Origin of the sequence: Brevundimonas sp. Bb-A (assembly GCF_009394735.1) — a bacterium.
Taxonomy (GTDB): Bacteria; Pseudomonadota; Alphaproteobacteria; order Caulobacterales; family Caulobacteraceae; genus Brevundimonas; species Brevundimonas aurantiaca.
In genome coordinates this window covers 964925-982448 of the sequence record NZ_CP045456.1, presented here as the reverse complement: position 1 = coordinate 982448, position 17524 = coordinate 964925, and the positions used below count along the sequence as shown (strand labels likewise).

At 69.6% G+C, this 17524-nt stretch carries 18 protein-coding genes; 5 read left to right on the top strand and 13 right to left on the bottom strand.

Annotated elements, in window-relative coordinates:
• Positions 1-129 precede the first annotated feature (129 nt).
• The 6 genes from ruvA to BSP_RS04820 form a co-directional block, all read right to left on the bottom strand.
• Positions 130-759, bottom strand: coding sequence for a Holliday junction branch migration protein RuvA (gene ruvA / locus BSP_RS04845; RefSeq protein WP_152949486.1), 630 nt, complete (start codon positions 757-759; stop codon positions 130-132).
• Positions 760-902: 143 nt separating this feature from the next.
• Positions 903-1421, bottom strand: a complete 519-nt coding sequence (ruvC, locus tag BSP_RS04840; RefSeq protein ID WP_152949485.1) for a crossover junction endodeoxyribonuclease RuvC — start codon at positions 1419-1421, stop codon at positions 903-905.
• A gap of 80 nt (positions 1422-1501) precedes the next feature.
• Entirely contained in the window at positions 1502-2032 is a 531-nt protein-coding gene (locus BSP_RS04835; RefSeq protein ID WP_227976042.1) for a hemerythrin domain-containing protein, read from the bottom strand.
• A gap of 83 nt (positions 2033-2115) precedes the next feature.
• Positions 2116-2799 carry an MgtC/SapB family protein gene (locus BSP_RS04830; protein ID WP_370513373.1) on the bottom strand — a complete coding sequence of 228 codons (684 nt, stop codon included), beginning with the start codon at positions 2797-2799 and terminating at the stop codon, positions 2116-2118.
• Between the two features lie 70 nt (positions 2800-2869).
• On the bottom strand, positions 2870-4222 hold the full coding sequence (locus BSP_RS04825; RefSeq protein WP_152949482.1) for a hypothetical protein: 1353 nt from the start codon (positions 4220-4222) through the stop codon (positions 2870-2872).
• Positions 4223-4345: 123 nt separating this feature from the next.
• A complete protein-coding gene (locus tag BSP_RS04820; protein ID WP_152949481.1) occupies positions 4346-5119 on the bottom strand; it encodes a YebC/PmpR family DNA-binding transcriptional regulator in 774 nt (257 codons plus the stop codon).
• 147 nt (positions 5120-5266) lie between these two features.
• On the opposite strand from BSP_RS04820, the gene BSP_RS04815 reads away from it, so the two are divergent.
• Positions 5267-5464, top strand: a complete 198-nt coding sequence (locus BSP_RS04815; protein ID WP_152949480.1) for a hypothetical protein — start codon at positions 5267-5269, stop codon at positions 5462-5464.
• A 331-nt stretch (positions 5465-5795) separates the two neighbouring features.
• Here the strand turns inward: BSP_RS04815 and BSP_RS04810 are convergent, their stop codons facing one another.
• Entirely contained in the window at positions 5796-7550 is a 1755-nt protein-coding gene (locus BSP_RS04810) for a cellulase family glycosylhydrolase (protein ID WP_152949479.1), read from the bottom strand.
• A gap of 97 nt (positions 7551-7647) precedes the next feature.
• The gene (locus BSP_RS04805) at positions 7648-7971 is read right to left on the bottom strand and encodes a helix-turn-helix domain-containing protein (protein ID WP_197273343.1); all 324 of its coding nucleotides are present in this window, start codon (positions 7969-7971) and stop codon (positions 7648-7650) included.
• Between the two features lie 139 nt (positions 7972-8110).
• Between BSP_RS04805 and BSP_RS04800 the strand changes: the two genes are divergently transcribed.
• Complete coding sequence (locus tag BSP_RS04800; RefSeq protein ID WP_054764696.1) at positions 8111-8731, top strand: FMN-dependent NADH-azoreductase; 621 nt, start codon at positions 8111-8113, stop codon at positions 8729-8731.
• A gap of 26 nt (positions 8732-8757) precedes the next feature.
• Positions 8758-9387, top strand: a complete 630-nt coding sequence (locus BSP_RS04795) for a DsbA family oxidoreductase (protein WP_054764695.1) — start codon at positions 8758-8760, stop codon at positions 9385-9387.
• 36 nt (positions 9388-9423) lie between these two features.
• Here BSP_RS04795 and BSP_RS04790 read toward each other — a convergent pair whose 3' ends face one another.
• Entirely contained in the window at positions 9424-10572 is a 1149-nt protein-coding gene (locus tag BSP_RS04790; RefSeq protein ID WP_054764694.1) for a serine hydrolase, read from the bottom strand.
• Positions 10573-10659: 87 nt separating this feature from the next.
• Positions 10660-11094 (bottom strand): thioesterase family protein, encoded by a 435-nt coding sequence (locus tag BSP_RS04785; protein WP_152949478.1) that lies wholly within the window; start codon positions 11092-11094, stop codon positions 10660-10662.
• Between the two features lie 157 nt (positions 11095-11251).
• Between BSP_RS04785 and BSP_RS04780 the strand changes: the two genes are divergently transcribed.
• Together BSP_RS04780 and BSP_RS04775 are read left to right on the top strand one after the other, a co-directional pair.
• Entirely contained in the window at positions 11252-12382 is a 1131-nt protein-coding gene (locus tag BSP_RS04780) for a zinc-dependent alcohol dehydrogenase family protein (protein ID WP_152949477.1), read from the top strand.
• 78 nt (positions 12383-12460) lie between these two features.
• Entirely contained in the window at positions 12461-13081 is a 621-nt protein-coding gene (locus BSP_RS04775; RefSeq protein WP_054764692.1) for a hypothetical protein, read from the top strand.
• A 4-nt stretch (positions 13082-13085) separates the two neighbouring features.
• Here BSP_RS04775 and BSP_RS04770 read toward each other — a convergent pair whose 3' ends face one another.
• The 3 genes from BSP_RS04770 to BSP_RS04760 form a co-directional block, all read right to left on the bottom strand.
• Complete coding sequence (locus BSP_RS04770) at positions 13086-15548, bottom strand: prolyl oligopeptidase family serine peptidase (protein ID WP_152949476.1); 2463 nt, start codon at positions 15546-15548, stop codon at positions 13086-13088.
• A 127-nt stretch (positions 15549-15675) separates the two neighbouring features.
• Complete coding sequence (locus tag BSP_RS04765; protein ID WP_152949475.1) at positions 15676-16521, bottom strand: ribokinase; 846 nt, start codon at positions 16519-16521, stop codon at positions 15676-15678.
• Positions 16518-17483: a nucleoside hydrolase gene (locus tag BSP_RS04760; RefSeq protein WP_152949474.1), complete on the bottom strand. Its 966-nt coding sequence runs from the start codon at positions 17481-17483 to the stop codon at positions 16518-16520. Before BSP_RS04760 ends, BSP_RS04765 begins: the two co-directional genes overlap by 4 nt.
• Positions 17484-17524: the final 41 nt, after the last annotated feature.

Sequence of the window (17524 nt, the reverse complement as noted above, 5' to 3'; positions counted from 1 at the left end):
TGGCGAGTGGCGAGTGGCGAGAAAGCCGCCCCGCTTTCGGCCCATCATCGGCAAAAGCGGCGTACAGTCCGGTGAGGCCACACGACAGCGCTCGCCACTCGCCACTCGCCACTCGCCACCCCCTTCCAATCACCGCCCCAGCTCCTGCAGGGCCGCGCGAATCACCGCCGACAGTTCGGCCTCTTCGCCCAAACGGATCAACGCCTGATCCACGGCGCGGCGCGCATTGACCTCGGCGACGCCCAGCCCGAGCAGGGCCGACACGGCCTCGCCGGTGATGGACGGAACCGGCGGTGCGATCTCGACGTGCATGCCGGGTGCGGCCGGCGCAAAGCTGACGTCACCCACTATACTGCTTAGGGGCTTGCCCTTCAGCTCGGTGACGATCCGCAGCGCCAGTTTCGGCCCCACGCCGTTGGCCCGCGCCACCGCCGCCTTGTCTTCGCGCGCCACAGCCGACGCCAGTTCGCCGGGCGGCAACACGTCCAGCACCGCCAGGGCCGCCTTGGGCCCCACGCCCTGAATGGCCAGCAGGGTCGTGAAGGCCCGCCGCTCGTCGCGGGTCAGGAATCCGTACAGGCGCGGGCCCGCGTCCTCGCTCCACTGCGAATGGACATGCAGGGTCGTCTCGTCCCCCGGCGCCGGCAGCCGGCCCAGGGTCCGCGCCCCGCACCACACTACATAGCCCACCCCGCCGCAGTCGATCAGGCAGTCCGCCTCCCCGACCTCGGCCAGCACGCCTCTCAACCGCCCGATCACGACCAATCCTCCCCCGTTGGGGGAGGGGGGACCGCGAAGCGGTGGAGGGGGCTTGCCCCAGACACCCTGTTCGCGGCAGGCCCCTCCACCACCCTTCGGAGCGGTCCCCCTCCCCCAAGGGGGGAGGATTTCAATGTCGCGCCTCACGCCGCCCCCCGGTGCATGGCTTCCAGCAAGGACCGTTTCCTCAGTTGCGCATGGGTGATCGCCACGGCCAGGGCGTCGGCGGCGTCCGCCTTCACATCCCCGGCGGTCGGCAGCAGTCGTTTGATCATGAAGGCGATCTGGCTCTTGTCGGCGTGACCGGCCCCGACCACCGCCTTCTTGATCAGGTTCGGCGAATATTCCGCGACCCTCAAGCCCCTTTGGGCCGGCGCCAGCATCACCGCCGCCCGGGCATGGCCCAGCTTCAGGGTCGAGGACGGGTTCACATTGACGAACACCTCTTCCACCGCCGCCTCCTCGCAGCCGTGGTCGGCGCAGATCGTCCCCAGGGCCTCGAACAGGAACAGCAGCCGTTCGGAAAAGGGCGCGGCCTCGGGCGGGGCCACCACCCCGTGCGCGACCCAGCGCAGGCGCGCGCCGTCGGCTGTGATCACGCCCCAGCCGGTGCGTCGCAGACCGGGGTCCAGGCCGATGATTCTGACTGTTTCGTTCGCCATCCGTTCCCCTCATGCCGCAAAGAGGGTTAGCGGGCAATGAACAGCTTGATCTGCGGGTCAGAAACCCGGCCCCATCGACCTCAGCCGTGGGCCTCCACATAGGTTTCCGGGTCCTTGTTGACCGGCTTCACCCCGGTGATGTGTTCGGCCTCAAAGGCGGCGAACCTGACCGCCAGGTCGTGGCGGAGGTCAAGGTCGGCGTTCAGGCGGAAGTCGGTCAGCCCCTGCCGCTCCTCCTCGCCCATATGTTTGGAGTTGACCACATTGGCCCGGCCCACCGCCGCGAACCAGGCCGGGCTGCCGACCGGATGCTGTTCCACCGCCTTGACCGCATCGCGCAGCTTGTTGTGGTCCTCGATGGCGTCTTCGGTCTCGCCCTCCACCGTCCCGTCGTCGGCGTCATTGGCGCCTTCGCCCAGCTTGATCAGGTCGGGATAGAAGAACCGCTCCTCGGCCTCGGCATGGACGTCCAGAAAGGCCGACAGCCTCAGCCAGACCGCGCTCAGGGCGTCCACGTCCTTCGGGTCGATCTGTTCGATGATCGAGAACAGGCGGCGCTGTTCGGCGTGGTCGTCCAAGATCAGCTGGGTGATGTCCATCGGGGTCTGCATCCTTCGACCGGACCGGCGCCGGGCATGGCGGGTCTGACGGTCCCCCCGCTAATCCGCGCGGCCCGCGACGGTTCCCGCCCCGCTCAGCCGTCGCGCGGATTCAACCGATAGGCGGCGACGCCCGGCGCGGCGCACAACAGGCCGGCCAGCCGCTCCAGCTCATCGTCCGTCGACGCCTTCAGCCGCCAGGATCGCCGGATTCTGCGCCCGTCGTGGATCAGCTCCAGCCGCCCGGAATGGGCTTGGGGGTCGATGGCGCGAATGGCCGCCTGGACCTGATCCTCCGGCGACGGGGCCGCCCGGTCCCAGACCACGACCACATCCACCACCTTGCGGTCGGGCAGGCGCAGGTCGATCAGCCGCAGTCCCCCCAGGATCAGGGCCGTCACCCCAGTCCCCAAGGCGCCCAGGCCGTAAAGCCCCGCCCCGAACAGCAGCCCTATGGCCGAGGTGATCCACAGGGAGGCGGCCGTGGTCAGGCCGTGCACGGAAAATCCGGTGCGGAAGATCACTCCGGCGCACAGAAAGCCGATGCCGGTCAGCACCCCATGGGCCATCCGCGTCGGATCGGTGACGATGTTCTCATCCGGCAGGGCGCGGAACGCCCAGTCGGCCTGGCGCATGGCCGCCAGCATCAGAAGGGCCGAGGCCAGACTGACCAGGATGTGGGTTCTGAACCCGGCCGCGCGGCCGCGCCATTCGCGCTCCAGCCCGATCGTCCCGCCGGCGACGACCGCCCCGAGGATCGGCCAGAGCGCGCCGTTCAACAGGTCGCTCATCATGCCGATCAAGCGACGGGAGCGCCCGAATGTTCCGGGCGCGTCCTATTTCGGACGATCAGCCGACGATGGCCTGAAGCTGGGCGGCGGCGTCGGCGATGCTGGGACGGCCGCCCCGGCCCCGACGGGCGGCGTCCAGGGCGGCGGCCGACATGGCGGCCTCGGCCCGCACGCTTTCCAGATCTTCGCGCAGGGCGCTGATCTGCTGGTTCAGGGTCTGGACGCGCTTCTCATGCTCGTCCTGCGCCGCGCTCAGCTTGGCCTGCAGCTTGACCATCCGGTCCTCGGCGCGGGCGATGGCCTTGTCGTGGCCGGCGGCCGCCTTGGCCAGGGCGTCGGCGCGGTCCACGGCCGCCACGCGGGCGACCTCCATGGCGGCCTGACGCTGACGCGCCTCCTCGATCTCGCTCTCCAGGGCGCGCACCCGCTCGACGGCGCGGTCCAGATTGATCTGCAGCGTGTCCGCCCGGCGCTCGGCCGCATGGCCCCCGGTCTGAAGCTCGCCCAGGCGCGAGGTCAGTTCGCTGTTCAGCACCTCCAGGCCGTTGGCCCGGGCCGTGGCCGTGTCCAGGCGCGCGGTCAGGGAGGCGGCCTCGGCGCGGGCGGCCTCGACCTGGCTTTCCAGAGTGCGGATGGCGCGGGCGGCCTCGGCCTGTTCGGAGGCGGCGCGGGCGCGTTCGGTCGCCAGCTGGCCCTCGCCGGTCGCCGCGGCCCGCGCCAGGGCGGCCACCTCGGTCCCCACCTCGTCCACGCGGCGGCGCAGCACGGTGTTCTCTTCCAGCACCAGGGCATGGTCGCGCTGGATCTGGGCGCGGGCGGCCTCCAGCTCGGACCGCGCCGTCTCGGCCTGGGTCAGCTGGAGACGCAGCGATTCCTGGTCCTGCTCCAGTTCGCGGATGCGCTGGACGGCGGCGCGATCGACCGCTTCGAAGCCTTCGATCCGGGTGGCGGACTGGGCCAGGTCGGCGCGCAGCCGGCCGATCTCGACCCGGGCCTCCTGCAGATTGGCCGCGCTCTCGGCGCCGCGCGCCTCCAGATCGTCCACCTTGGCCTCGGCCTCCGCCAGGGCCTCGGACAGGCGGCGGACCTCGGCGTTGGCCAGACCCAGCTGCCGGGCCGCCTCGTCATGGGCGTTGCGCAGATTGACCAGTTCGACGTGGTTGTCGCGCCGCGACCGGAACTCGGCCTCCAGCGGATCGCGCAGCTGACCCAGCAGGGTCTCGAAGGTCCCGAACCGCTGGGCCATTTCGGCCAGCTGATCCAGACTGTCCTGGATGGTTTCGAACCGTTCGCCGATCAGGCCGGCGACGTCCTGCTCCTCCGCCCGGGAAACCGGGGCGGCGGCCGGGGCCTCATTGCTCTGGGCCTTGCCGCCGCGGGACAGAACCCGGTCTATTCTGGTCAACTTCATGATCGCGCCCCTCCGTCTTCGCTCCGGCCAGCCGGCTCGACCCCAGGTCGAATCAGCCGCGCCCCAAGCGTTGACGAAAGGTTAAGCGCGAGGCGCACCCAAGTCGAGACCCGCGTTCGCCGATCAGCCGGCGTATTTCGCCGCATCCTCGTCGGAAATATCCTCGTTGGAATAGACGGCCGAGACGTCGTCTTCGGCGTCCAGGGCGTCCAGCAGTTTGAACAGGGTTCCGACCGCCTCGCCCGTCACCGTCACCTCCGACTGGGGCTTCCAGACGATGGCGGTGGACTTGGGGTCGCCCAGCACCTTGGACATGGCCTCGGCCACCTCGTTCAGGTCCTCGAAGGCGGTCCAGATGGTGTGGCCCGGCGCGTCCTCATAGATGTCCGGCTTGACCAGATCGCTCTCGACGTCCTGGGCGCCGGCCTCGATGGCGGCCTCCATCACGGCGTCCTCGCTGCCGGCCTCGGCCGGATAGACGATCTTGCCCACCTTGTCCCACATGAAGGCGACCGAGTTCATCTCGCCCAGGGCGCCGCCGTTCTTCTTGAAGGCCGTGCCGATGTTCGACGCCGCGCGGTTGCGGTTGTCGGTCAGGGCTTCCACGATGATGCCGACGCCGCCGGGGCCCCGGCCCTCGTAGCGGACCTCTTCCATCGTATCGACGTCGCCGCCCGAGGCCTTGTTGATCGCCCGCTGGATCACGTCCTTGGGCAGGCTTTCGGCCTTGGCGTTGTTGATGGCCAGGCGCAGGCGCGGATTGGCCGCCGGGTCCGGCAGGCCCGACTTGGCCGCCACGGTGATGTCGCGCGACAATTTGGAGAACAGCTTGGAGCGCTGCGCGTCGGCGCGCCCCTTGCGGTGCATGATGTTCTTGAATTTCGAGTGGCCGGCCATGGGGATCGTCTTCGACAGTCTGAAACCTGAGCCGCGCCTCCTAGCCGATGCGCGGCAGGCTGTCACGATGCGGCGGCGGACGAAGAAGCGCAGTGGAACCTCAACCATTTGGGGGTATTGATCCCTCAAGCCGATAAGGAACCCCCGATGAACGCGACCGACATCTATGAAGCCGAGGGCCGCGCCGACGACGACCTGCACGAGGCCGACATCGTCGAATGGTACGAGACCCGCCCCGTCACCGTCCCCGCCGCCGTCGCCGCCGGCTCCATCATCGCCGCCTTCACCCTGGGCGCCCTGACCGCCGTCGGCGTTCTGTTCCTGACGGGACAGCTGGACGACTGAAGTCACCCTCCAGCCCCTCGCCTGCGGGGAAGAAGCAGGCCGTGGCGCGCAGCGACGCCCGAACCATAAGGGTCTTCGCCGTTTAACCTTGAAGCGACGACGCCTCGCCCCATCTGCCCTTCAGCACAGCCGAGGGGGGCGCCGATGTTCAGCCTGTTCTTTCATCCGAGGCGTTCCGACGACGGCCGGCCTGTCGCCGTCCGCGTCGTCGCCGGCGCCAAGAGCTCGGCCACGAGGGATGCGCCGAGTCCGGTCCTGGTGGAGCGCGTCTCTCACGACGAGGAGCCTCCGGCGCCGAGCCGGCCCAGGCCCCCGTCCTGAGGTCCGCCGTTCAAGGCTCCACGCGCAACGCCCTCACCCGGCAGGCCGCGCAATCCTCCGCCCGCACGATCAGGGTGTTGGTCCCTTCCAGGAAGGGCAGGGCCGGCGTCGTCGCCTGGCCCCAGCCGTCGCCCGCCGGAAGATCAATCGCCGTCGCCTTCCCTCCGTTCAGCGACACCGACACCCGGCCGCCGGTTCCGACCACCGTAAGCGCCCGCGTCCCGGCCGTCTCGGCCGTCACCGTATAGCGCAACCACTCCCCTGTCTCGAACTCGGCCACCACCGGCTCGCCCTCGACCAGGGCGATGTCCACCCCGTCGTTCCTGAAGGTCCGGCCGGTGTTCCACCAGGGCACGCGCTCACCCGGCCCGTCGATGTCGGAATCATAGACATCCGACCAGGCCGCGCCCGCCCGGCCCAGGTCATAGTCCGCCGCCCGGATCGTCGCCCCCGACGTCCCGATGCGGTGATCGGCAAAGGGGACCGCCGCGTCCGAATGGGGCCGGCGCAGCAGGGCGTCGACCACGTCGCGATGTTTGACGGTGTTCTCGAACCGGACGTCCTGGGTCGCCAGCTGCATCAGGGTCGCCTCCGCCTCCGCCGCCGACGGCCGCTCTCCCTTGCCGGTCCAATAGGCGACCAGCCGCGCCCAGCCGGGATTGGGTTTGATCTCCAGCGGCTGGTTGAAGCCGATCTTCTTCAGCGGCCAGAAGGCCCAGCCGATCCCCTCGCCCTCGACCAGGGCCACGGTCTGCGTGAACCAGGTGTTGGAGTTCTCGCCGGATTCGCCCAGCCACAGCGGCGCGCCGGTCTCCTCCCTCAACCGCAGCATCTCGGCGATCGAGGCCCGGTCAGTCGCGTTCCAATATTTGTGGAAGCTGATGACCGTATTGTCGTCCCACAGAGGCGTGACGCCGCGATAGTTGTTGCCCCAGCAGTTCCCCTCGATGACGATCATGTGCCGCTGATCGACCTCGCGGATCGCCGCCGTGATCTCCATCATCAGCGACCGCAGCGGGGCGTTGGTCGTCTCCTCGCAGCCGTGGCCGCCGCCGGGCTTTTCGAAATCCCAGTTCGGTTCGTTGATCAGGTCATAGGCGCCGATGGCCGGCTCGTCCGCATAGCGTTCGGCCAGCCGCCGCCACAGGGCCACGGTCTTCCTGCGGTTCTCCGCGCTGTCCCACAGCGACGGCTTTGCCGGATCCCGGTCCGATATGGCCAGGTCGCTCCCCTGCCCGCCCGGCGCGGCGTGCAGGTCCAGGATCAGGTACATCCCATTGGCCTTGACCCAGGCCAGCAGGGCGTCGATCTCGGCGAAGCCCTCCTCCTTCCAGGTGTCCCGCCCCGGAACCGGCTCCTGATCCACCGGCAGGGTCAGCCGGTCGTAATGCATCGGCAGCCGCACCGAGTTGAATCCCCAGCGCCCCATGGCGTCGATGTCGGCCTTGGTCGTATGGTTGGCGCGCCAGGCGGCGTAGAAGGCTTCGGTCTTCTCCTCGCCGATCAGATCGGCGATCCGCCCCCGGATCACATGCTGCTGACCCAGGGCGCCGAGCTGAAGCATATAGCCTTCCTGCAGCACCCAGCCGCCCAGACCCATGCCGCGCAGAACAACGGGCCGCCCCGTCTCATCGACGATCCGCGCCCCCTCCGCCCGCAGGAAACCGCCCGTCTGGGCCGCCGTCTGGGCCGCCGTCTGGGCCGCCGCGCCGCCGGCGCAAAGCACCGCGCTCGCGGCCAAGGCCGCGATCCATCCCGTCCTCATGGCGTTCCTCCACGCGCTTTTGTGGGAACGTTCTCACGCGCAGAGCGGATTGGCTAGGGCGGCGACGCCTGTCCCGGCCGGGAATATCCCAGATCTCCTAGCCGGCGTCGTATCGGAGGCGGGCGCCCTTGATGCTGTCCTGATTTTGATCCGCCCACGTCACGAGCTCCATCACGGGCGCGAGCAGCGTCCGCCCGACATCCGTCAGCTCGTAATCGACGCGCGGCGGAATGGTGGGAAACAAGGTCCGCTTCACCAGCCCGTCACGTTCCAGGCCGCGCAGGTTAATCGTCAGCATCCGTTGTGAAATGCCGTCGATGCGACGCCGCAGTTCATTGAACCGCACAGGGCCGTCCTTGAGCGTCGCGATGATGTACAGGGTCCATTTGTCGCCGATGAGATCGAGGATTTCACGAACCATCCGACAGTCGCTCCCTTCCCCGGGGGTGGGAAAATCAATGTCACTAAGGGTCATCGGAGTGCCTTCTTGCGGGCGACGGAGGGGGTCACTTTAATAGTGTTGGTAACAAGATTTCACTACTCTTTCCATCGGAGCCATCATGACCCGCATCCTCCTCGTGACGTCCAGCCCTCGGGGCGCAGAAAGCCTCTCCACCCGTTTCGCGACCGAGATCGCCGAAGGCCTGAAGGCCCGCTCGGGCGGCGCCCTTCTGACGCGGGATCTCACCGCCAACCCGCCGCCCCATATTACTCAGGCCTATATCCACGGCCGCGTCACGCCCCCAGAGGCGCGCACGCCCGAACAGGCTGCAGCGGTCGCCCTCGCCCATGAACTCGTCGATGAGGTGAAGGCCGCCGACGTGATCGTCTTGGGTTCGGGCATGATCAATTTCGGCCCCTCCTCGCAGCTCAAGGCCTGGTTCGATCACATCACCTGGCCCGGCGTGACCTTCGGCTACGGCGAAGACGGCCGGCCGTGGGGCTTCCTGACCGGCAAGAAGGTCTATCTCGTCACCGCCACAGGCGGCGTCTTCTCTGAAGGCGACTGGGCGCCCTTTGATTTCCAGACCGGCAATCTGCGCCATCTCCTGGGCTTCATCGGCCTGACCGACGTCGAACTCATCCGTGTGGAAGGCACCGTCTTCGGGCCCGAGGCGGCCAAGGCCGCCGTCGCCGCGACGGAAGCCCAGGTTCGCTCGGTCCTGGAACGGGCCGCCTGACGACGCCTGGCGGAAGGGACCCCAAAATGTTGCAGATCGACCTTTACGCCGAGATCACCTGTCCCTGGTGCATCGTCGGACATCACCGCCTCGACAAGGTTCTGGAGGAGTGTTTTCCTGATCTGGACGTCGATATCCGCCAGCATCCGGTGCTTCTGCTCCCCGATGCGCCGGCGGAAGGCCTCTACATTCCCGATCTTCTGCTGTCCCGCTACGGCGTGACGGATCCGAAGGCGTCATTCGCTCGGCCCGAGGCGGAGGCGAGGGCCTCGGGGCTCGACCTCGATCTGAGCCGCCAGCTCTGGACCTACAGGACGCAGCCGGCGCACGGGCTGATCCTGGCGGCGCGAGCCCGAGGCGCGCAGCACCGGCTGGCGGTCGCGATCACCGACGCTCACTTCCTGGGGGCGATGAACATTTCGGACCCCGATGTCCTGGCGGATATCGCCGTGAACCATGGGTTCGAACGCGAAGAAGCCCGCGCGATCGCGCTCGATCCCGAGCAGCATCGACACGTCGAACAGGAGGCGGCGCGCTCAATGGCGGCCGGGGTGAGGTCCGTTCCCCACTTCGTCTTCGGCGGGCGCATCGCCATCAACGGCGGACGCAGCGAAGACGAGATCGCCTCGGCCATCCGCGCCGCCGCATCCGCCTGAGATTGGCCTGTCCTGGCGCCGTCCTGATCGCCCCCCTTACCGCCCCGGCTCGCCCGCCGCCGCTCGAACGCGGTCGGCAATGGCGTTGGCCCTTTCGTTCAGCGCGCCTTGGGCGCCCTCAGCCACCGTTGGCGAGATCAGAAAGACGGCCAGGCCCTGGCGCGGATAAAGCGAGATCCAGGACGAGGTGTTGAAGGTGCCGCCGCCATGGTACAGCTGCCCCTCGGTTTCGGGTCTGTAGGTGTTCCAGAAATAGGCGCGGCCGAAGTCGCCGTCCTGGAACAGGGGCGTCGTAGCCTGGGCAGGGATCGGGTCCCGCCGGTCGAAATAGAGGGCGAGATATCGCCCCATGTCGGCGGTCGTGGCGACCAGGCCGCCGGCCCCGTCGCAGGTTTCGGCGGCCCGGTCGCGCACCGCCAGACGCGCGGGATCCTCGACCGCAGCGCCGCATCGAACGTCGATCGCTCCGTCGCGGGCCTGAAGGAACCGCCGCACCAGTTCGGGATAGGGGGCGCCGTAGATCCGTTCCAGAATCAGACCGATCAGCCGGGCGCCGGCGTTGCTGTACAGATAGGTTTCACCGGGATCGGACCGCAGCTCGACCGCGTTCAGCCGCCTCAGAAAATCCCGATCGTCATGGGCCGCCAGACAGGCGATGCGGGCCGGATCGGCTGCCTGGTCTTCGCACGCCAGCAGCATCGGCAGGCCCGACATGTGGGTGGCGAGATGACGGACGGTGACGGGCTTGCCGTTGCGGGTCAGCCGCGAGGGATCGACCTGCGGCAGATAGAGGGCGGCCGGCGCGTCCAACGCGACCTTGCCGTCCCGCACCGCCTGGGCCAGCAGCAGGCCGGTGAAGGTCTTGGTCAGGGAGCCGATCTCATAAAGGGTTTGGTCGTCCGGCGCCCGCCCGGACGGCGATCGGCCGTAGTGGAAGGTATGGACCCGCCCCTGATAGACCACGGCGCCCGACACGGATTGATAGCGCCCATCCGCCATCAGCGGCGTCACCTCCGCGGCGGCCGCCGCCAGGATCGCCGCTTCGCCCAAGATCGCCGTCCCCTGTGAGGGCTCCGTCGCCGCGCTCTGGACAGGCTGGGCCGAACAGGCGGCGAGCGGCGTCCAGACGGCGACGCAGGCCAGCGCAAGGGCGGCGGCCGAACCGACAGGAAGGCGAAACGTCATGCGAGCTGCTCCGATAGGCCCCCAGTCCACCACGCCGCCCCGCACGGGGCCAATGAAGCTTCGGTAATACGACCTGTCAGCGCGGCCTCACCCCGCCTTCAGATTCTCCACCACCGCCCTCAGCTTGGCGGGCAGGGGCTTGGGCCGGCGGGTTTCGGCGTCGACATAGACGTGGACGAAATGGCCGACGGCGGCGGGGATGTCGACGCTGCGCTTGAACACCGCAAAGCCGTAGGTGACGCTGGAGGTGCCGATCCGGTCGACCTTGATCCCGACCTCGATCACATCGGGAAACTTCAGGGCCGAGGTGTATCGGCAGCCGCTGTCCACCACCAGGCCGATGGACTCGTTCAGGGCGTCGGCGATCAGCAGATGGGCGTTCACCGCCGAGTCCACGAACTCGTAGAATTTGGCGTTGTTGATATGGCCGTACTGGTCGTTGTCGGCCCAGCGGGTCGAGACCATGTGAAAGGCGCGATAGGTCGCGCGTTCGGCCAGGGCGCCCAGTTCCGTCTTCGGCATCGTCATCATCCTCCCCGGCGATCGTCCGTGTCGCCGTCCAGGTGACGCTCGGGCTTGGACGACGTTGCGTCAAGCGCCTATCGGTAGGCGGACGATCACAAGCGCTCAGGCGGCTGACGACCGCGTCCTCGGCGATAGCGCAAGGAGAAGCTTGACTATGAGCATCACGACCCGCGCGGCCGTTTTGTCGAGGAGCGACGCCGCCCTTCCCTACGCCGACAGCCGCCCCCTGTCGCTCGAGACGGTGACGCTCGACCCGCCCGGCCCCGGCGAGGTGCGGGTCGCCGTCAAGGCCGCCGGCCTGTGCCACTCGGACCTCAGCGTCATCAACGGCGACCGTCCCCGCCCCCTGCCCATGGCCCTGGGGCATGAGGCCGCAGGCGTGGTCGAGGCCCTGGGCGACGGCGTCACGGACCTGGCTGTCGGCGATCACGTCGTCATGGTCTTCATGCCCTCCTGCGGCCATTGCGACCCGTGCGCCGGCGGCCGTCCCGCCCTGTGCGAGCCCGGCGCCGCCGCCAACGGCCGGGGCGAGCTTCTGTCCGGCGCCCGCCGCCTCTTTCGCGAAGGCGAGCCGGTCAACCACCACCTGGGCTGCTCCGCCTTCGCCGAACGGGCCGTGGTCTCGCGCCGGTCCCTGGTGAAGATCGACCCGGAGCTGTCGTTCGAAGAGGCGGCCCTGTTCGGCTGCGCCGTCCTGACCGGGGTCGGCGCCGTGGTGAACACCGCCGGGGTCAAGGCGGGCCAGAGCGTCGTGGTCGTCGGCCTGGGCGGCGTGGGCCTGGCCAGCGTCCTGGGCGCCCTGGCCTGCGGCGCCTCGCCCGTGATCGCCGTCGATCTGTCCGAGGACAAGCTGGCCCTGGCGCGCAGCCTGGGTCCGGTCCAGACCGTCAACGCCGCCGATCCCGATGCGGTGGATCAGGTCCGCGCCCTGACCGACGGCGGCGCCGACTTCGCCTTCGAAATGGCCGGCTCGGCCCGCGCCCTGGAGAACGCCTGGAAGATGACCCGGCGCGGCGGAACCACCGTCACCGCCGGCCTGCCCCCGCCCGAGGCGGCGCTCGCCGTCAACATTGTCTCCCTGGTCGGGGAGGAACGCACCCTGAAGGGCTCCTACATCGGAACCTGCGTCCCCAGCCGCGACATCCCCCGCTACGTCGCCCTGTACCGCCAGGGCCGCCTGCCGGTGGACCGTCTGATGAGCGGCGTCATCCCCCTGGACGAGATCAACGCCGGCTTCGACCGGCTTCACGCCGGGGAGGTGGTGCGGCTGATCGTTCGCCCGTGAAGAGACGGTAATTCCGGCGCCCGTTTTCCGCCGCAAAGCCGAGCGCCAATCCCGGCCCAAGCTTCAGCGGAGATTACCATGCGCCTGTCCCGCCCGTCCTTGGCCGCCGCCATGTCGGCCGTCGTCCTCGCCTTCGCCGCCCCGGCCTTCGCCCAGGACGCCCCATCCGACAACGCCCGGGGGCAGGACAATGCCGAAATGGCGGCCATCTTCGCCGCCGACCAGGCCGTCCGCCAGAACATCGACCCCCAGAAGTTTCGCGACCGCGCCTTCGTCGAGCAGATGCACGCCGCCGACGCCGCCCGGCGCGTTCAGACCCGCGCCCTGCTGGACGCCGGGGCGCTGAAGACCGGCGCCGACTATCGCGCCGCCGCCTTCGTCTTCCAGCACGGCTCGACGCCCGAGGACTATCTGCTGGCCCACAGCCTGGCCGTCGCAGCGGTGGCCAAGGGCGATGCGGACGCCGCCTGGATCGCCGCCGCCACCCTGGACCGCTATCTGCAGATGACGGACAAGCCCCAGATCTACGGCACCCAGACCCGCAAGACCCGCGACGCCCCGGCCACCCTGGAACCTTACGATCGCGCCCTGGTCCCCGACAGCTTGCGGGCCGTCTTCGGCGTCCCGCCCCAGGCGGAACAGGACGCTCGCCTCGCCGCCGTCAACGCCGCAGCCGAAGCTGCGGCGTCCAGGCCCTGATCGCTCAGTTCGCCGCCGGTTTCGGCGGCGCGTTCTTCACGTACAGGTCCAGCCAACGGGTCATCTCCCACAGGGTGTGGCCCACCGATTCCCGCGCGCGGTATCCGTGCGCCTCCAGCGGCAGGGTGACGTAACGCGCCGTCGCCCCCAGCCCCTTCAGCGCCGCATAGAAACGCTCGGACTGGACCGGGAAGGTGCCGGAGTTGTCGTCGGCCTCGCCGTGGATCAGCAGGATCGGCTCATTCATCCGGTCGGCGTAGGTGAAGGGCGACATCTCCGTATAGACCTCGGTCGCCTCCCAATAGTTGCGCTGTTCCGACTGGAAGCCGAACGGGGTCAGGGTGCGGTTATAGGCGCCCGACCGCGCGATCCCGGTCCTGAACAGGTCGCTGTGAACCAGCAGGTTCGCCGTCATGAAGGCGCCGTAGCTGTGGCCCCCGACGGCGATCCGGTCGCGGTCCGCCACCCCCATGCCGACCACCGCATCGACCGCGGCCTGGGCGTCGGCGACCAGCTGCTGCACATAGGTGTCGTTCGGCTCGGCCCCGTCCTTGCCGATGATGGGCATGGAAGGATTGTCGAAGATCGCATAGCCCTGGGTCAGCAGGAACAGATGGCTGGACCCGCCCGGCCGCACGAACCGGTTCTGCACATCCACCGTCTGGCCCGCCACCGCCGCATCGGTGAACTCGGCCGGATAGGCCCACATCAGCATGGGCAAGGGCCCCTCGCGATCCTTGTCGTAGCCGGCCGGCAGATACAGGGTTCCCGACAGCTTGACCCCGTCGGCCCGCTCATAGGTCACCAGCTGGCGCGTCGCCCCGGCCAGCTGCGGCGCCGGATCGGGGAAGTTGGTCAGGGCCGTGGTCTGGCCCGTCGTCAGGTCGCGGATCTGCAGGTTCGGCGGGTCCAGCCGCGTCTCGCGCTGGGTCACCACCCGCCTGCCGTCCGCGTCCAGGAAGCCGACCACAAATTCGTAATCGCCCTGGGCCGAGGTCCATAGGCGTTCGCTGCGCCCCGTCGCCGGGTCCAAGGCGGCCAGGAAGGGGAATTCGCCCTGGGGCGTGGCGCCGGCCCCCTGCATCAGGATCTTGCCGTCGGGGGTGAAGCGGATCACCGGACGTCCCGCCGCATTGGGCTGGGTCACCGGCTGGCCCGGATTGTCGTAGCGGGCCTGATAGTTCCGCTCCAGCAGCAGCCGGCCCGCGCCGGGATTGGACGGATCGACCAGGAAGCGGCTCTCATGCCGGGTGTTGAACCAGCGGCTGTTGACCACAGCCAAGTCATCCTTGCCCCAGACGATCCCGGCGTACCGCTCCTTCAGGTCGATCAGCTTGACCGGCTCGGCCGTGAAGGGGGCGGCCTGCATGAAGACCCGGTCGCGGAACTCGGCCTCGCGGCGGATGTCCCCGCCGTCCAGGGCCTCGACCCAGGTCAGGGTCGCCGGCGCATCGGCCCGCCAGCCCACGGAACGCGGCCCCGGCGCCACGGCGTCGAAGGCGGTCGGCACATCGTCCCTCAGCGGCAGGTCGGCGACGGTCCGCACCACCCGACCGGCCATGTCCGTCACCACGATCTCGGTCGGGAACAGGCCCGCCGGCACCGCATAGGAATAGGGCCGCTTGGCGATCTCATGCAGGATGTATCGGCCGTCCGGCGACACGGCGCTGTCCAGATAGACGGCCGGGGCGCCGATCGTCCGTGCACGGCCGTTCAGCGGAACCAGGGTCAGCTGGCTGGTGAAATAGTGGTCGAACAGGGCCTCGTCGCCCGGATTGGACAAGAGGTCCTGATAGGTCCGGACCGGCGCCGCGCGCCCGGCCGTCTCCTCGATGTTCGGCCCGGTCGGCGCCGCCGTCACGTCCGGCGCAGCCCCCCGCCCGGCCGGGACCGCCTCGACCAGCAGGCCCGAACTGTCCGGCAGCCAGTCATAGCCGGCCCCGCCCGTCATATTGACCACCGGCTCGGTCAGCTTGCGCGCCTGCGCGCTCGCCACGTCCACGACCCACAGCTCCAGCCCCGTCGGCCGGTCCATGACGAAGGCCAGGTGTTTCGCATCGGGCGAGAAGCGGGCCCCCGTGAACCGCGCCCCCGCCGGCAGGGCCACGACCCGGGGCTGGCCCCCGTCCACGGCCTGAAGCGTCAGCCCCGTCAGCCACGAGACCCGGCTCTCGGCCGGCCCGTTGTTGCGGGGATTGATCCGCGACCCCGCCAGCCGCAGCATCGGCTCGGCCAGGGCCTGGATGCTGGGCAGGTTCGACCGGTCCATCAGGACCAGGGTCTTGCGGTCCGGGCTCAGCATCGACGACGGCGTCGGCTTGGCGTCCAGAATGTCGGCGATGGGGGACGGCGGCTGCTGATAGGTCGTCTGGCCGGGCGCCGCGGACTGGGCCAGGGCCCCGCTCGCCGTCGTGGCCAGCAACACCGCCGCCAGCGCAAGGCCGGAACCGCGAACACGCATCATCATCGTCTGAAGTCCCCACTGATTTAAGTGTCAGACTAACGACAGCCGCAACACCGCGGCAACCCCAATCCTCCCCCCTTGGGGGAGGTGGCTCTGAGCGCAGCGAAGAGACGGAGGGGGCCCGCCCCCCTCACCCTCCCAGCAGCGCCTCGACCTGATCCCGTTCCGGCGCCGACGGCTGGGCCCCCGGCCGCGTCGCCGCAAAGGCCCCGGCCGCGCAGGCGAAGCGCAGCGCCTGCGCGGGCTCCATCCCCTCCAGCAGGGCCACGGTGATGGCGGCGACGAAGGCGTCGCCCGCGCCCGTCGCATCCACCGCCTGGACGGCGGGCGGCTCGGCCCAGGCCGTCTGAACGCCGCGCTGATACATCACCGCCCCGCGAGCGCCCTGGGTCACCACCACCCGGCCGCCGCCCCGGTGCAGGGCCTCCCCATAGAAGGCGGCCTCGGGCTCATTGACCACGATCAGATCGGCGCGGCGCAGCAGGGCCTCCGACACCGGGGCGGCCGGCGCCAGATTGGCGCAGACGAAGCCGGTCGCCCGCCCGACCGCCGCCTCCACCGTCTCGATCGGCAGCTCCAGCTGCACGATCAGGGCGCCCTCGATCCGCTGGGGCAGCTGTTCGGGCGTGACCAGATGATTGGCCCCGGCCGCCACCACGATCTGGTTCTCGCCGGCCGGATCGACGGCGATCAGGGCGACGCCCGTGGGCGCCGCCACATCGACCTCCACCCCCGCCAGATCGACCCCCAGGTCCGACATCAGGGCCAGGGCCTCGCCCGCCATGGCGTCGTTTCCGACCCGGCCGATCAGGCTGACCTCGGCGCCCAGTTTCTCGGCCGCATAGGCCTGGTTGGCGCCCTTGCCGCCGGGATAGCGGGCGAGCGTCGCCCCCGTCACCGTCTCGCCCGGCGCCGGCAGGCGCGGCGCCGTCGCCACCAGGTCCAGATTGATCGAGCCGACGACGGTGATCCTCATCCCCCACGCCCTCCTTGGGCGCCCTTCAGGGTCTCAACCATCAGGTCGAACACCCCTTGAGCGTCCGCCGCGACCGCCCAGCGATGCCGGGCCGTCTCCGGATCGACCCGGAACTCCACCGCCGTATGGCCGCGCGTCAGGTCCGATCCGGTCTCGACCTCGATCCGGCAGGGCTTCAGGCTGAACAGGTCGGGCTTCATCAGCCAGGCGATCGGACAGGGGTCGTGCAGGGGGGCGCCCCAGTCCGGGCTGGGCCAGCCGACCAGGGTCCGTTCGGTCCTCTGGGAAAAGCGCAGCAGGGCGGCGGTGGTGCGGGCCGGTTCAGTGCGGATCGTCTCTATGGCGCGGATGCGGGCCTCGGTCGCCCGCACCTGATGCGTCGCGTCCAGGCCGAAGGCGATCACCTGACAGCCCGAGCCGAAGACCACGGCCGCCGCATCCGGGTCGGCCCAGATGTTGAACTCGGCGGAAGCCGTGATGTTGCCGCCCTCCGACCGCGCCCCGCCCATGACCACGACCGGCCCCAGGTGTTCGGCCAGCCGCCGTTCGCGCTTCATCGCCAGGGCCAGATTGGTCATCGGCCCCAGGACGGCGATCGCCACCGATCCGGCGGGCCGTTTCATCACCAGGTCGACGATGGCGTTGGCGGCCGGGCCGTCGCCGATGATGCCGTGAGGCTCGAACGGCTCCAGGTCGCCCAGCCCTTCCGGCCCGTGGAACTCGCCGGCGCCGGCGGGCGGGCGTTTCAGCGGCCGTTCGGCCCCGCCGAAGACGGGCACGTCCTCTCGGCCGGCGATCTGGCGCAGCATGCGCGCATTGCGCTGGGTCAGATGGGCGGGGACGTTGCCGCCGACGGTGGTGACGGCCAGCAGCTCCAGCTCGGGGGCGGCGAAGGCCAGGAAGAGCGCTGCGGCGTCATCCACGCCGGGGTCGCAGTCGATGATCAGGGATTGGACAGTCACCCCCGTGGTTTGGCCGTCCCGACGCCGGGGGGCAAGTCCGT